Origin of the sequence: Pseudophaeobacter sp. (assembly GCF_039971195.1) — a bacterium.
Taxonomy (GTDB): Bacteria; Pseudomonadota; Alphaproteobacteria; order Rhodobacterales; family Rhodobacteraceae; genus Pseudophaeobacter.
Genome location: NZ_JBDWPJ010000002.1, coordinates 1 through 14,781, shown reverse-complemented (window position 1 = coordinate 14,781; position 14,781 = coordinate 1). Strand labels below are relative to the sequence as shown.

Annotated in this window: 11 protein-coding genes and 1 tRNA gene; 8 read left to right on the top strand and 4 right to left on the bottom strand. The window is 58.8% G+C overall.

Annotated elements, in window-relative coordinates; all coding sequences use genetic code 11:
• Positions 1-174: 174 nt before the first annotated feature.
• Positions 175-1,524 carry a tetratricopeptide repeat protein gene (locus tag ABJP42_RS00075; protein ID WP_348337831.1) on the top strand — a complete coding sequence of 450 codons (1,350 nt, stop codon included), beginning with the start codon at positions 175-177 and terminating at the stop codon, positions 1,522-1,524.
• 160 nt (positions 1,525-1,684) lie between these two features.
• Complete coding sequence (locus tag ABJP42_RS00070) at positions 1,685-2,425, top strand: hypothetical protein (RefSeq protein ID WP_348337830.1); 741 nt, start codon at positions 1,685-1,687, stop codon at positions 2,423-2,425.
• An 8-nt stretch (positions 2,426-2,433) separates the two neighbouring features.
• On the opposite strand, the gene ABJP42_RS00065 is transcribed toward ABJP42_RS00070, so the two are convergent.
• Complete coding sequence (locus tag ABJP42_RS00065) at positions 2,434-3,141, bottom strand: lysophospholipid acyltransferase family protein (RefSeq protein WP_490363167.1); 708 nt, start codon at positions 3,139-3,141, stop codon at positions 2,434-2,436.
• A gap of 132 nt (positions 3,142-3,273) precedes the next feature.
• Between ABJP42_RS00065 and ABJP42_RS00060 the strand changes: the two genes are divergently transcribed.
• Positions 3,274-3,349: transfer RNA gene (locus ABJP42_RS00060), tRNA-Trp, on the top strand.
• 69 nt (positions 3,350-3,418) lie between these two features.
• Here ABJP42_RS00060 and ABJP42_RS00055 read toward each other — a convergent pair.
• Complete coding sequence (locus ABJP42_RS00055; protein ID WP_348337829.1) at positions 3,419-4,114, bottom strand: site-specific integrase; 696 nt, start codon at positions 4,112-4,114, stop codon at positions 3,419-3,421.
• 883 nt (positions 4,115-4,997) lie between these two features.
• Here ABJP42_RS00055 and ABJP42_RS00050 point away from each other — a divergent pair.
• The 4 genes from ABJP42_RS00050 (at position 4,998) to ABJP42_RS00035 (ending at position 9,230) form a co-directional block, all read left to right on the top strand.
• The gene (locus ABJP42_RS00050) at positions 4,998-6,434 is read left to right on the top strand and encodes a methyl-accepting chemotaxis protein (RefSeq protein WP_348337828.1); all 1,437 of its coding nucleotides are present in this window, start codon (positions 4,998-5,000) and stop codon (positions 6,432-6,434) included.
• A gap of 263 nt (positions 6,435-6,697) precedes the next feature.
• Positions 6,698-7,432, top strand: coding sequence for a 5-oxoprolinase subunit B family protein (locus ABJP42_RS00045; protein ID WP_348337827.1), 735 nt, complete (start codon positions 6,698-6,700; stop codon positions 7,430-7,432).
• Positions 7,429-8,460, top strand: a complete 1,032-nt coding sequence (locus ABJP42_RS00040; RefSeq protein ID WP_348337826.1) for a 5-oxoprolinase subunit C family protein — start codon at positions 7,429-7,431, stop codon at positions 8,458-8,460. The genes ABJP42_RS00045 and ABJP42_RS00040 overlap by 4 nt, the downstream gene beginning before the upstream one ends.
• Positions 8,457-9,230, top strand: a complete 774-nt coding sequence (locus tag ABJP42_RS00035; RefSeq protein ID WP_348337825.1) for a LamB/YcsF family protein — start codon at positions 8,457-8,459, stop codon at positions 9,228-9,230. The genes ABJP42_RS00040 and ABJP42_RS00035 overlap by 4 nt, the downstream gene beginning before the upstream one ends.
• A gap of 6 nt (positions 9,231-9,236) precedes the next feature.
• On the opposite strand, the gene ABJP42_RS00030 is transcribed toward ABJP42_RS00035, so the two are convergent.
• On the bottom strand, positions 9,237-10,025 hold the full coding sequence (locus ABJP42_RS00030) for a helix-turn-helix transcriptional regulator (RefSeq protein ID WP_348337824.1): 789 nt from the start codon (positions 10,023-10,025) through the stop codon (positions 9,237-9,239).
• A gap of 77 nt (positions 10,026-10,102) precedes the next feature.
• On the opposite strand from ABJP42_RS00030, the gene ABJP42_RS00025 reads away from it, so the two are divergent.
• Complete coding sequence (locus ABJP42_RS00025; protein WP_348337823.1) at positions 10,103-13,312, top strand: 2Fe-2S iron-sulfur cluster-binding protein; 3,210 nt, start codon at positions 10,103-10,105, stop codon at positions 13,310-13,312.
• A 51-nt stretch (positions 13,313-13,363) separates the two neighbouring features.
• On the opposite strand, the gene ABJP42_RS00020 is transcribed toward ABJP42_RS00025, so the two are convergent.
• The gene (locus ABJP42_RS00020) at positions 13,364-14,227 is read right to left on the bottom strand and encodes a glycosyltransferase family 2 protein (protein ID WP_348337822.1); all 864 of its coding nucleotides are present in this window, start codon (positions 14,225-14,227) and stop codon (positions 13,364-13,366) included.
• Between the last annotated feature and the right edge of the window lie 554 nt (positions 14,228-14,781).

Here is a 14,781-nt window from a genome sequence, read left to right as displayed (position 1 = left end):
CTGAGTTCTTGCGGGCGACCAGGGAAACAAGCACCCAAACTCGCCGCGAGGCACCCTGCCCGACATTCACCTTTGCACAAATATTCCGGGGTGAATTGGGGCAGAGCAGAGCGAAGCCCCAAAAGGGGCAGCGCCCCTATTCGCTCTTTATTTCCAAGTCTGTTTGGGAGATTGTTGAGGGAGTTGTTAACGTCAGGATTGAATTTGAGTATAGTTCGTAACTTGATTTTAAGCGGCGTTGCGCTGGCTTTTGGGGGAGGGGCTGCACTAGCAGGGCCACTTCTACCGTCTTCACAAAAAACCTATGCCTCTGCCTGTTTAGAAAAGGTCGTCAGTTTTGAAAGGCTGATTGAGATTTGCGCGCTCGGGCTGGGGGACGCCGGGGCTTCTGCTCAGCAACGACAAAAAATGCGCAGCATTCTCGCCTGGCAGTATTACTTCGCTGATGAGAACTCAAAAGCTCAGGCTCTTTTTGAAGAAATGCTAAGCGATGATCACAGGTCTGACGAGGCCATATTGGGGCTGGGCTGGGTGGCCTATGATGCTGATGACTATGCACAGGCTTCAGACCTGTTTTCTCAGGCTTTGCAGCTGCACCCAGGCGCCGAGGCGGTTGCCGGTCTGGCCAGCAGTCTTTGGCGCTCTGATCGGATTGGTTTTGAAGAGGCATCTCAACGTTTTCAGGCCGCTCAGGCAATTGACCCGGAATATCGTTGGGCACTTCGGGAGGAGGCCTGGCTGAATGTTGAGCATGGCGGAACTTTTGACAGGGCAGAAATTTTGTTTCAGGCGGCCCTGGAAATCGATCCGGACGACCAATATGCGCTCTATGGGCTGACCTATATTTACACAGAGCTAGATCGCTGGGAAGAGGCCTTGCAGGCTGCCAACAGGGCCTTGGAGATAGATCCCTCCTATCTTGCGGTCCTGTCGCGGCGCTCCCTTGCTTATCTCTTCCTTGATCTACCAAAGTTGTCGCTCAAGGATGGGCAGGCGTTAATAAAAGCGGCCCCCGAGGATGTCGGTGGCTATGTACGTGTTGCGCGGGCAATGAATGCGCTCGGGCAGCGGCAGCAGGCCCTTGCCGTTTTGGCAAATGCCAATGCTCAACTAGGCTACAACGCCTATCTTGTTCACTGGCTCGCCAAGTTCTATTTCTTTGAAAAAAGCTATGCAAAAGCTGAGGCGCAGCTCAATCGTATCATGGCAAAAGAGGAGGGTGACTACTTTGACTACAAGTTGCTCGGCCGTGTTTATTTGGGTCAGAAGGATTATGAGCAGGCACGATCCGCCTTTGACCGCGGGATGGCGCTGACCAGCGATACCAGTTGGCTACGCTACTACAGATCGCGGATCCTGATTGCTGAAGGGCACTACAACGCGGCAGAGGCCGAATTCGACACGGCCGTGGCCGAGGGCCTGCCAGTGTCCAAGCTGGACCGTTTCATTGCCTATCTGGTTGGACAGCGCCAGTATGTCCAGGCGATCAAGATGCGGGTGCGATACGAGAATATGGCAGACTGATCCCGGGCGCGGGTTTCACGAAGCTCTTTTCCTAGCGGACTACGATACGCGACGGCCGCAGCCCCAAGGGCGGCCTTTTGTTGTATTTACAACTCTGGCAATCACCGGGCATCATTAAAGGGAGGCCGGTTTTGGATCAGATTTTGAGGTAGGATGCGAGATGCCGGTACTGAGGTTTCTCTTTTGGATTTTGGTCGGATGGCAGGGAGCCCTACTCATTTGGCTGGTCAAGCTATTGCCTTGGTGGGTCTTCTTTGGTCTGGCCTATTTTTCGTTTTCCCAAGCTGGGCCAGAATACAACAAGTATCAAGCGGCTATGGGGGAGGTCGTGGCAGATACGGAGCCCCCACGCGCGCCTCTTGCACTGATCGAGAATTTTGATCCCACGCGTGATCTTGGCCCTGCCGATGAATTGCTGGTTTTGGCCAAGTGGTCCAAAGATCTGCCCATCATCGAGTTTGATGGCGCATCCATTTTGGACTTCACAGTGGTGCCTCTGCTGTCGACGACGGAGGATTGGGTGGTTGGGCTGGCATTTGCTTCCAAGGCAGATAGAGAGCAACTCGTGCAGCATATGCGCGCTAACTTGCAGGCCGGAGGCGGGGTGCGGTTGCACGGTCGATATAAAAACGTGCCCTTCACAACTCAGAGAATACAAACTGAAATGCAAGTTTGGCGGGCCAGATTCAACAGGTTGGGCTACCAGGTGGCGCAGGATCTTGTCATCGTGCGCCCCTACCTGGAGGGGCGTCACAGTGAATTGGCCAGATCCGCAGAGGCCTTTCGGTTCTGGACCTTTGTATTGCTGGCTTCGGCCGGCCTTTGGCTGGTGCTGGGGACTTTCAAACTCATTGGGTTTCTTCACTCCAGCAACACCAAAAGGCGTAGCCGAGTTCTTTAGAGGGTGGTTTAAGGCGCGCCGCCAAGGCTCCGGCCCGCAGCCAGGTCCGCGCGATCGGTGATCTCATCCAAAGAGGCCTGCAGGCTCAGCCGTAGTGCCTCGGCCTCTTCTTCGCTGGGTTTCTTTGGCACCGGGTCGCACCATTCCTGACAGATCAAAACGCCACGTGAAAAGGGCAGTGGCAGCATCTGTTTGTCCCAGGTGGGCATTTTCAACACCCGACGCTCCGCAAAGGCGACGGTAAAGACCCGGCAGCCGGTCATCCGTGCCCAGGTGATAGGCACCCCGGAGGAAACCCGCGCAGGCCCCCGTGGACCATCAGCGGCGATGCCAATCGAGCAGCCGTCTTTGGTGCGACGCAGCACTTCGCGTGACAGGGCCACATGGCGTTTATGACTGGACATCGGGATGGTCTCAAACCCCAGCCGCACCAGGATTTGACCCGCCAGACGTCCGGCGCGTGCCGCTGATGTCAGGGCGCAGATGCGGCCTAGAGAGGTGTCAAACAGATAGGGCGCCATGATCAGTCGCTGGTGCCAAAGCACAAAGATCACAGGCTCGCCCTGGCTGACGGCCGCGTCCATGTCTTCAAACCCCGCCCGCTGCCAACGTGACGTGCGATAGGCAAAGCTGACATAGGCCGCAAAGAGACCTTCAACAAACCTGTTGAAGCTGGGGCTGTCCGCGATTTTCTTGCGCAGGCTCAAAAAGACCATCCTTTTTGCCTGTCATAGAATACTGAACGGGTAAGAGCCAGTCTGCATGGTGCTTAGGCCAAAAACCCGTGGATTTCTGCAGAATTCCCTCTTGCGAGTCAGTCGGAGGTGGCTTAGGAACACCGGCACTGCAGGGGTATAGCTCAGTTGGTAGAGCGACGGTCTCCAAAACCGTAGGTCTCGGGTTCGAACCCTGATGCCCCTGCCAGTAAAATAAGGGCCTTAAGGCCCTTCATACTATCTCGCGATAGATAGTTTCCCACAAAGCTTCCCACAATCACGTTTTGTTTTTGTTCTGTTCGCGCAGTGCTTGAGCTTGTTTAGCGAGTATTTTTTGGTTCGCACCGCGAGAATACTTCTGGATCATAGACAGACTATTGTGCCCGGTGATGGCTGCGATTTGGTGGTCAGTGCATCCCGCCTCGGCCAACTCACCGGCTGCGCTGTAGCGCAGGGCATAACCCTCGCCTCCGCTCTTGGGTGTGTGCGCGTCGTAGGCTGCGGCGGCATAGATCCCGGCCTTGAAGACCCGCTCTTGCAATTCGTTTTGCTCGGTGGTCACCGTTTTGCCGCTCATGAATGTTTCGATTGCGCCCAGCATTTCAGCTGCGGCTTTATCGATAGAGCAGGCGTCGGCTAATCCGATCACCTTGGCGGATTCACCATGGACAAGGACACCAACACCGCGACCATCTGCCAGAAGGGCCGCCAGCGGCGCTAGGCGGTCTTGTAGGGCATAGGGTACGATCGCCGTGCGTTCTGCGGTCCAGTGGTCGCACTCGGGTGCAAGATACCCTGCTAGCTTGTCCAGGGAGAGATCAAGCGTCGGCTGGTAGCCGTAGATGTCGTCGTTCTGCCGGTCTCGCAGATGGGCCAGCCAGAGCATGTTGTAATGTGCCGCCATCTGTCTGAGGCTGTCGATAAAAAATGGTTTTTGCCGTTCCGTCTCCGCCGTAGTGCAGAGGGTCGCCAAGCGCCCTGCGGCGGTAGAAATGCTGCAGGCCGCTGGCAAGGAACGGTGGAACGGTCTCCTCGGGTTCTCCAGTGTTCACTGGCCAGACGCCCAGGACCAGCACCTGCGGCATGTCACGAATGTACACATGGCCAGGCCGCGATGCCCGGACGTTGTGCGGAAAACCGTCCAGCCCTGCGCATCGGGTGCGATCCCGTGCCGCGTGCAGGCCTTCGCCTCGGTCAGCACCACAGGAGCGATCTCTGCCGGGACGAAGCCGTTGAAGGACACGTCCGCGCGGTGTGACGGGCGCGTGAAGGGCAGCAGGTGAAGCAGCGCAGGCCGCGCCCCTCCCGCGCGCCTTCCCAGACCCGCGTCAACCCATCCGGCACGCCACGGGAAAAGGTCGGGGTGATGGCGAGATCGCCTGCCGCGAAATCCGGCAGGTCGAAGCTGCACAGCCCTATCCCGTCACTGCCGGCACCTTCGCTGTGGCAACTTTATGCGTTGGGCCTGAAATTCTTGACGTTTGGGTCAGAATCGAATGAAGCGATTCTCCCATTTCTTGAGGTTTTGGTTACCGATTGTGTCAAAGAGCCATGTCTTTCCCTAGACCTAACGTCTTTCGGGCAAGCCTAGAAAAACTCAGCATATGTTGGGGCGAATAGAGGAAGTATTCACCTTGCTCTCCAGCTTTCCCCATCGGAGGTCGTGCACTGGAGAGAGGGTATCTCTGTCATTTTCCAAAACCGAACCGTTCTGTTCGGTGCAGGGTGTGAATACTGCTCTTTCTTATCCTTTTTTGCGGTCCCCAGGATTTTCATAGGCTGAGTTTAAGAGAATAAAAGGGATTTGAGTGGTATTGGGGGGACAAGTCTAAAGGTAATATACGCGGAGTATGGCATTGTTTTTTAAGAAAAAGTCTCAAAGTGAGAGTTCCGAGGCCGAAACAAACAAGGTCATTGCGGAAATGATTGACCGCACCCAGGCGACAATTCAATTCGATCCCAAGGGTAACATTTTAACCGCAAACAAGAATTTCCTTGCGGCTGTTGGCTACAACCAGGATGAGATCGTCGGCCAGCATCATGCGATGTTTGTCGACAAGGACTATGCTAAAAGTACCGAATATGCGGCCTTTTGGGAGAAGCTGGGCAAGGGGGAGGACATTACCGATCAGTTCCCTCGTGTGACCAAAGGTGGCGAGACCATCTGGATCCAAGCCACATATGCGGCATGTTTTGACGCAGATGGTCAGGTTTACCGGGTGGTGAAAGTTGCAGCGGATGTGACAGCACGCCGCCGCGGGTTGGGCGCCATCGCCGAAGGTTTGGACGCACTGCGCCAAGGCGATCTGGTTCACCGGGTTGTTGTCTCCGACATTCCCGACATTGGCAATCTGGGCAAGGCCTTTAACCAGTCGGTTGACCAGCTTGAGGCGACGGTTTGCAATGCCAAGGAAGTCTCGGTTGGGGTTGGACGTACATCGAATGACATCAGCCAGGCTTCTGGCGAGCTGTCCAACCGGACCGAAAGCCAGGCGGCAACGCTGGAACAGACAGCGGCAGCGCTGGAAGAACTGACCTCGACGGTGCAGTCTTCTGCCAATGGCGCCAAAAAGGTCGAAGAGATCGTTGGCCAGGCCCAGGCGGCGGCGACACAAAGTGGCGCGGTGGTCAGCGAAGCCATCAATGCGATGTCAAAAATCGAAGGCTCGTCGGAAGAAATTGCCAAGATCATCACGGTGATTGACGATATCGCTTTTCAGACCAACCTGCTGGCGCTCAACGCCGGGGTCGAAGCGGCTCGGGCTGGCGAAGCCGGGCGTGGCTTTGCGGTTGTCGCCTCCGAGGTCCGCGGATTGGCGCAGCGCTCGGCGGATGCGGCGGGTGAAATCAAAGATCTGATCAGCCAGAGCCAGCATCACGTTGGCAGTGGCGTGGATCTGGTTGGCAAGACCGGGGAAGAACTGGAACGGATCATCAAGAGTGTCAGCACCATCTCGACACATGTGGGCGATATCGCCCGTGGCGCTGCCGAGCAATCCACCGCTTTGGGAGAGATCAACACGGGTGTGGTGCAGCTGGATCAAGTGACCCAGCAGAACGCCGCCATGGTGGAAGAGACAACGGCTGTGAGCCAAACCCTTTCCAATGATGCGGGGCAGCTTACCCAGCAGCTCGGCGTGTTCAAAACCAAAGGTGGCGGTGGCGGCAATGTCGTGCAGATGCCCGCCGCGCCTGCGCGCAGTGCCGCTCCGGCACCGGCGGCTCCCCTGGCACGAACCGGAACAGATGATTCCGCGGCCGCGGATGACGCGCAAAAATGGGACGACTTCTAGTCCCTTGGCCGGGCGACAGTTAGCCTTGGCTGCAGTTTGAATTCTCAACGGCCCCCTTCGAGGGGCCGTTTTGCATTTTTGGGGCCTCTACCTGGACCGGGGGAAGACTCTCTGACCAACACCGGGATTTGAGAGCCGAGATGCAAAAGCATTATTGACACTGGCAAGGCCCGCCGCGACTTTGGCGCGACTTGAGATTTGGCGTCTTGGTAGAGACGATTGAGCAGGGCGATTGGCAGGGTGATGATGGGAAGTAACGGCGGATGAGTTTTCCGATCATACGGACAGCCGGTTTGAACGGCATGCTGGTCACCTTTGCGGATCAGCTGACAGAGCCCTCGAACCGGGCGACCCTGGCCTTTTGCCAGGCGGTTGAGGCCAGCGCCTGGCCGGGTGTGTTGGAAACCTCCACCTCGCTGGCCTCTGTCTATATCCGGTTTGATGTGGAGGCCCTGCGCCACGAGGCACTGGAGGCTCTGTTGGTGGAGCTGCTCGATCAGCAGAACTGGCAGCAGGCGCAGCTGCCTCCGGGGCGGCGTTTGTGGCGGGTACCAACGGTCTATGGTACCGATCTGGCGCCGCAACTGGCAGAGGCGGCGGATGCCGCAGGCCTGAGCGAGGCGCAGGCGATTGAGAGCCTGGGCAGTGCAAGGGTGCGGGTTCTGACCATCGGCTTTGCGCCGGGTCAGCCCTACCTGGGGCCTTTGGGAGTCGAATGGAACCTGCCAAGGCAGACAGAGCTCACGCCACAGGTGCCGGTTGGCGCTTTGGTCCTGGCCATCAGCCAGTTTGTACTCTTTGCCACCACGGCCCCAACGGGCTGGCGTCATGTGGGTCAGACCGGATTTCGCGGCTTTCAGCTGCGGGCCGAGGATCCGATTGCCCTGCGCCCTGGAGATGAGATGATTTTCAATCCGGTTTCCAGATCCGACTATGATCGCTTCTGTTCTGAGGACAGCCATTTTGGTGGCGCCAGCCGCGAGGAGATCCCGGCATGAGCGCGCTCAAGGTTCTGCGCGTTGGGCCGCTGGTCTCGGTGCAGGATCAGGGACGTCCGGGTCAATTGCGGCAGGGAGTTTCCTGTAGCGGGGCGGCGGATCTGCTGGCTCTGGCCGAAGGGGCGGCCTTGCTGCGCCAAAATTCCGGCCTGGCTGCTCTGGAAATGGCCGGCATGGGAGGTCTATTTGAGGCCACAGCTCCCCTGCGTATTGCCCTGACCGGAGCGCCGATGCAGGTGACGCTGGACGGTGAGGCCCTGGCCTGGAACGCCTCGCACCAGATGCAGGCAGGGCAGCGGCTTGAGATCGGTGCCGTGCGCAAGGGGGTCTATGGCTATCTGCATCTTGGCGGCGGTATCGACAGTGAGGTGATGCTGGGCGCGCGGGCGGCACATCTGATGTCCGGCCTTGGCGCGACGGTCGCAGTTGGCGATCTGCTGACCAGCGGCCCGGACCGGTCCCGCGAGGTAGGACTTGGGCTTGCGGCAGAGGATCGGTTCAGTGGCGGCACCCTGCATATTGTCGAGAGCTTTCAGTCCAGCCTGTTTGCCGCAGGGGTCCGGGCACGTTTTGCTTCAACCCAATTCCAGCGGGGCGGCCGGGCCAACCGTATGGGCGTTGAGATGGTATCAGAGGGCGGCGGATTTGCTGCAGATGGCCAGCTGAACATCCTCTCTGAAATCATTGTGCCGGGCGATGTGCAGATGACCGGCGACGGCAAACCCTTTGTGCTGTTGCGCGAGGCCCAGACCACGGGCGGCTATCCCCGGATCGGCTCCGTTTTGCCCTGTGATCTGGCCAAGGTGGCCCAGGCCCAGGCCGGAACCAAATTGGCCTTTACCTGGGTCTCTCTGGAAGAAGGACTGACCCTACAGGCGAAACAGGACGCCAGGGTGAAGACCTTGCAAAGTTCCTGCAAGCCGCTGTTGCGGGATCCTGCAATGATGCAGGATCTGCTATCGTATCAATTGATCAGCGGGGCGGTCTCTGCTGGTGCTGACCCCTTTGAACCTGGAGACAACTCATGAGCAAATCCGTCGATCTCAACGCTGATATGGGCGAAAGCTTTGGTCCCTGGAACATGGGCGATGACAAAGCGCTGTTGGATATCGTGACCTCGGCCAATATCGCCTGTGGCTTTCATGCTGGGGACCCGGATGTAATGGCGGCAACCATGGCGCTGGCGCGGGACAATGGTGTGGGCATCGGGGCGCATCCCGGTTTTCCGGATTTGCAAGGCTTTGGCCGCCGCAAGATGCAGATGTCGCCCGCTAGCCTTGGCAATATGGTGCGCTACCAGCTGGGGGCTTCGCGCGGCATGGCTGCGGCACTGGGCACCGAGGTACGCCATCTGAAACTGCACGGGGCGCTGTCCAATATGGCCTGCGTTGATCACGCCATGGCGCGGGCCTGCTACGAGGCGGCGCTGGAGGTAGATCCGAATATCATCATCATGGTGCTTGCCGCGACCGCGATGGAAGAGGTGGTGCGCGAGCTGGGCTGCAACTGGTGCGGCGAGATCTTTGCCGATCGCGCCTACAATGACGATGGCACCCTGGTGGATCGCTCTCTGCCGGGAGCAGTGATCCATGATGCAGATCTGGCCGGGCCACGCATCCTGCAAATGGTGCAGGAAGGCGCCATCATTACCGAGAGCGGCAAGCGTATCCCAACCTCGATCGACACCATCTGCCTGCATGGGGACACCGCTGAGGCTGTGGATCTGGCAAAATCAGTACGCAGCAGCCTGGAGGCCGGCGGGGTTAAACTGGCGCAGTTCAGTGGTCGTCAGGGTTAGTTGATTCTAGCCCATAGCATTGAGTATCAGTGTGGCAATCTGGGTTGAGGAATGCACCCCCAGCTTGCCATAGGCGCGGCGGCGCAGCGTGCGAATGGTGTTCTCCGACACTTTGAGCTCCAGTGCAGTCCCCGCCACGCTCAACCCCTGCACGCCTAGATCGCAGACCTCGGCTTCGCGCGGGGTGAGCGTACCAAAGGGACCAGCATCTTGTTCTCGCAGGGCAGAGGCTCGGCCACGGGGGGCGCGGCCAAAGGCGGCAGCCCCGGCAATGCGATGCCGCAAGCCGATCAATTCATGGGCCAAGGGCAGAACCTGCTGCAGGCGCTGCATATCCTCATCTGTCAGCCAGCCTGAATCCTCGCCGCGCAGAAAGAAGGACTGGAAGCCGACCCTTTGACGACAAGAAGAGACGGTGACGCGTTCGATCACCTGATCACGGGCATAGATCGGGCTGATCGGATCATCTGGCTTGGGCCGCCAGCGTTCCACCACCAGCCCGCCACCCTGCGCCGCCTGAATACGCTGCAGAATGCTCTGCATCAGCACCTCATTGTCGAGGATCACTGTAGCATTGCGATTGAACCAATAGCCGCTCATTTCTCCGGCCCAGATTGACAGAACCGGCGCCGGGCGGGACATGTCTGCGACATAAAAGGTACCAAAATTGGCGATCTCGGCGGCGCGGCGTATATAGGCCAGAAGCTGACTGGCAAAATCCGGTCTGACAACGGCGGCGGCCAGCTCGGTGACATCATCTCGGGGGAGAGGTCTGGGCGGGAAAATGTCACTCATTCGGGTGACAGACTGACGGCGCGCCTGTGGAATAGTCAAGTCACTTCCAAAGAACCCAGCTGCGAGGCCCGGCCGCCATGACCAAAATTTTCTCAAACCGGAAGCGCCCCATTCATATGGGGCCTTTTCCGATGGAGCGTCTGGTGCCTGGCCCTATGCCGGACCTGTCAGCAGTACCGCCGAGCCAGTCGGTGGAGTTCCGCCGCCCCACAGCCCCGGCTTCGATCGTCAATGCCATGGGCGAATACCAGGCGATGATGGATGCGATCCGCGACGGGCTGGTCAACAAGGCACAGGCGGTCTGCCCCAGTGATCCGCAGGAGCGGGCAGATCACATCAAGGCCTTTGGCTATTTCTCGGATGCCTCGATGGTGGGGATCGGACCGATGCCCGCCTCAGCACGGCTGGCGCAGCCTTATCGCAACCCGGATATTGACCACCTGTCAGAGGATCTGAAAACCCGCCAGACAAAAACCCTGGCGGCGGGCATCGACCATATCATGGCCGATCTCAAAGAGGCGATGCAGGCGCCGCCCACAACCATTGGCGATCACAAACACGCTATTGTTTTCCTTTATGACATGCCGCGCGACCCGCGCCCGGACGAAGAGGGCGCTGAGTGGATCCAGGGCGCTGAGCAGCATCGTGCCTGCCTGCGTGCCAGCGAAACCGCCGTGGTGCTGGCAAATTACATTCGGCTCCTGGGCTGGGATGCCAAGGCTCATACCAATACCTCCTCGGATGTGGACTTAAACCAGCTGGCGGTGGCAGCCGGGCTGGTTACGCTGCAGGATGGTCATCTGGTCAATCCCTATCTGGGAGAACGCTTTGGTCTGGCGGTGGTCACCACGGATTTTGATCTCGCCATGGATCAGCCTTTGTTGCCGCTGGATCAGCAGCCAATGTTGCAGATCAAAGGGCCAAAATGGTGGCTGGGGCTTGGCTCTGAACGCTCTGCCCTGAACGGGGATCCCTTTGTGGCGCGCGATTTCAAGGAGGGTCCGCATCCCTTTGAGACCCTGAACCGAGTTGAAGATCCCACCACCTATATCGATGAGCCCAATGTGGCGCGAGTGCCCAAACGCGCCGATATGTTTGCGCGCAGTCAGTTTGGCGATATGGGCAAGGGCAACCAGACCGCCGCCACCGGTGGCTTTTACGTGCGCAAGGCAGCCCCTTCGATGGCGCAGCGGCGTATGCTCGGGGCCTTTGTACTGCTGCAGGATGGCGAGCCTGCGCGCGGTCCGCGCCCCAGTGATGCCGCCCGCAATGCGGCCAATATCAAGGCGGCCAGCTATTGGCTGGGCATTGACGCGGTGGGTATCAGCCGCTGCCCGGATTGGACCTGGTACAGCCATGATGCCACCGGTGCCGAGATTCACCCGGAACATGATCAGGCGATTAGCATGATCGTCGATCAGGGCTTTGACACCACCGAGGGCACCTCGGGAGATGACTGGATTGCGGTGGCGCAATCGATGCGGGCCTATCTGCGGTTTTCCCTGCTTGGCGGCGTCATCGCCCGCCAGATCCGCAACCTCGGCTACAAGGCCAAGGCCCATACGGTGATGGACGGCGAGGTACTGCAACCGCCGCTCCTGCTGATGTCGGGCCTCGGCGAGGTCAGCCGCATTGGCGAGGTGATCCTAAACCCCTTCCTCGGCCCGCGCCTGAAGTCCGGCGTTGTGACCACCGATATGCCGATGGTGCACGACAAACCAATCGACTTTGGCCTGCAGGCATTCTGTGAAGCCTGCAATAAATGCGCCCGCGAATGCCCCTCGGGGGCGATCACCGCCGGGCCCAAGCTGATGTTCAATGGCTATGAGATCTGGAAGAGCGACAGCCAGAAATGCACCACCTATCGGATCACCACACCGGGGGGCGCAATGTGTGGCCGCTGCATGAAGACCTGCCCCTGGAACCTGGAAGGGATCTTCTCGGAGCGGCCCTTCCGCTGGGCGGCGATGAATATCCCCAAGGCGGCGCCGGTGCTGGCCAAGCTCGACGATGCGCTGGGCAATGGAGAGATGAACCCGGCCAAGAAATGGTGGTGGGATCTGGAGATGGAAGAGGACGGCGGCTATCGTCCGACCCGCCATCCGGTGAATGCCCGCGCCCTGCAAAAGGATCTCGATCTGAAGTTCGAGGATCAGACACTTGCCGTCTACCCGGCGCATCTGGCGCCGCACCCCTGGCCCTATCCTTTCCCGATGGACCGCGAAGCCGGGATTGAGGCCTATCAACAGATGGTCACGGCCGAAGAATACAAATCTCGGCGTGCCAAGGGCGAGACTGGCGCGTGGGATCACCGCTACAGTAGCGATGTCGACAGCCCAGTGCTGGGCGTGCGGGTTTCGCGGGTTGAAGCGATGAGCCCGGATGTGACCAAATACGAATTTGAAAGCCTTGATGGCAGTGCGCTGCCGGAATGGAGCGCCGGGGCGCATCTCGATATTGTGGTGGCGCCGGAATACCTGCGGCAATATTCCATGTCTGGCGATCCGGCGGATCGCTCCAAATATCAGATCGGCGTCCTGCGCGAGGATGCCGGTCGTGGTGGCTCACAGCTGTTGCACCGGATCTTTGCCGAAGGGCGGCGGGTGTTCATCTCCAAACCAATCAATCATTTCCCCCTCGTGGAAGACGCGCAAAAGAGCTTTTTGATGGGTGGCGGCATTGGCATCACGCCAATGATCGCCATGGCACACCGGCTGCATGCGCTGGGCCGGGAGTTTGAGCTGCATTACTCAATCTCCGACAGGGCCGGGGCTGGTTACCTGGCGGATCTGGCGGAGGTGCCATGGGCTACCCGAGTGCAAGTGCATGTCTCTGACGAAGGCACGCGCGCGGATCTCGACCAACTCCTGGCGGGCTATGGGGCGGGACAGCATGTCTATACCTGTGGCCCGGATCGCTACATGGAGGGGGTCATGCAGGCGGCCGAGCGTCAGGGCTTCCCGGAAGAGGCGCGCCATCTTGAGTATTTCTCGGTGCCGGAGCTGCCGGAGTATGAAAACCACGCCTTTTCCTTGAAGCTGGCAAAGTCCGGCAAGGTTCTGCAGGTGCCCGCCGACAAGACCGCAACGGATGTCCTGCTGGAAAACGGCGTGCATATCGACGTCAAATGTTCGGATGGGATCTGTGGGGTCTGCAAATGCGGGCTGGTCTCTGGCGCAGTGGAACACCGCGATTTTGTGCTGTCAAAAGCGCAGCGGCAGGATGCGGTGATCCTGTGCCAGTCCCGCGCTGCCGACCCGGATGGTGTGATCGAGGTTGACCTTTAGGTCACAGAATGATGGCGCAGTGACCTCAAAACGGTGATCTAGACCACCCAACTACAGGGAGGCGAACCAATCGGGCAGCACTGTCCGGTGTTCAAAGCGCAGGCTCTTGCAGCGCAGCACCGATTTGGCCTCATCCCGCACAGGGGTCTGGAGCGCCTCCCAGGCTTCCGCCTCCGCCACTTCCCAGGGCAGGGCGTCGAACCCCTGTGCCTGCTGGAGTTTTGCTTCGGCTTCCTGGGCGGCTTGACGCCAAGCCTTGCCGGGGGTGCCGGGGCCTTTGCTATTGCCAACCTCGTGGCGCACCTCGGTCATATCTGTGAGGGCCTGGCCATTGGCAAATTTCAAATGGGCCAGATAGGCGCCCCGGGGCATGACAAAGGGAAAATCGGCAAGTCGCGCCGGGCGCAGCTGCAGACCATGGCGGCGCAGACCAATGGGACGACGCACCGCCCAGGCCTTGCTGTAGTGGCCAGTGAAAACCACATCTCCGTGCCGGGCAAAGACAGAACCCGTTTGGTCACCACCCTGGGCATCGGAGAAATCGAAGAGGTTGAAGCCAAGGGCAAAAAGAGCCGGTGCCTCTTGTTGCTCTAACATCTGTGGCAGGGATCCCCAGCGCTTGGGGTCGACGCAGATCAGCTCATCCGCATCGGTGCGAATAACCCAGTCATAGAGCTCCAGCAGCCCCTGCTGGAACCCGTTCAGCATCCGTCCGCGCCAGTGATCAAACCCCTGTAGGCGATCGCGCGGAACCGTCAGAACGGAGGCCCCAGGGCAGATCTCTGCGACCTGTGGATCAGCGCCATGGGCGACAACAAACAGGTTCTCGGCCCCCAGCTGTCGACTGTAGTGGCGAAACCACTGGGACAGGGCCCAATAGTCTTGATGCACCATTGTGATTGCACAGATATTCATGCCCGGCACTATGCCGGCCCTACCTGGCTTCGCCAAGGATTAAGTCATGAGTCTCAACGGTTTTGGACAAGAAGGCCGTCCCTTGCCCTGCCCCAGTTCCTCCGCGATCCTGAGGCAGGGGCGGGGCGCTGTGAGTCGCCGGCGTCTTGTGTAACGATACGTTCAATAACCTATATCTTGGGGTCTTGTTGGTCTGCTCGTGTCTGAGTCGCGTGAAGACACCATATTTCAACGGGCTTCCTGTTTGAAAAGTGACCTTTTTCTCAATCGTAGCTGCTTGAAAAATAAGCGTTTTAGGTTGTTTTCCAAAAAAGATTTAGTTTTGTTGATTTAGGTATTGCGGAGCTTGGGAGTTAACACTAGAACCCCCTCTACCGGCGGCGCTGAGGCGCACTGGGGGGATGCTGGGACGCATCTGACGGATCGGAAAGACGGTTGAGACATGCGGGATAGACTGTGGGACGCTCAGGAGAGACTGGGGCATCTGACTGGATTGATTGGGCGGTTGCGCTAAGAGATTGGCGTATCTGTTGTGTTTTTCTTGTGTGGTGTTT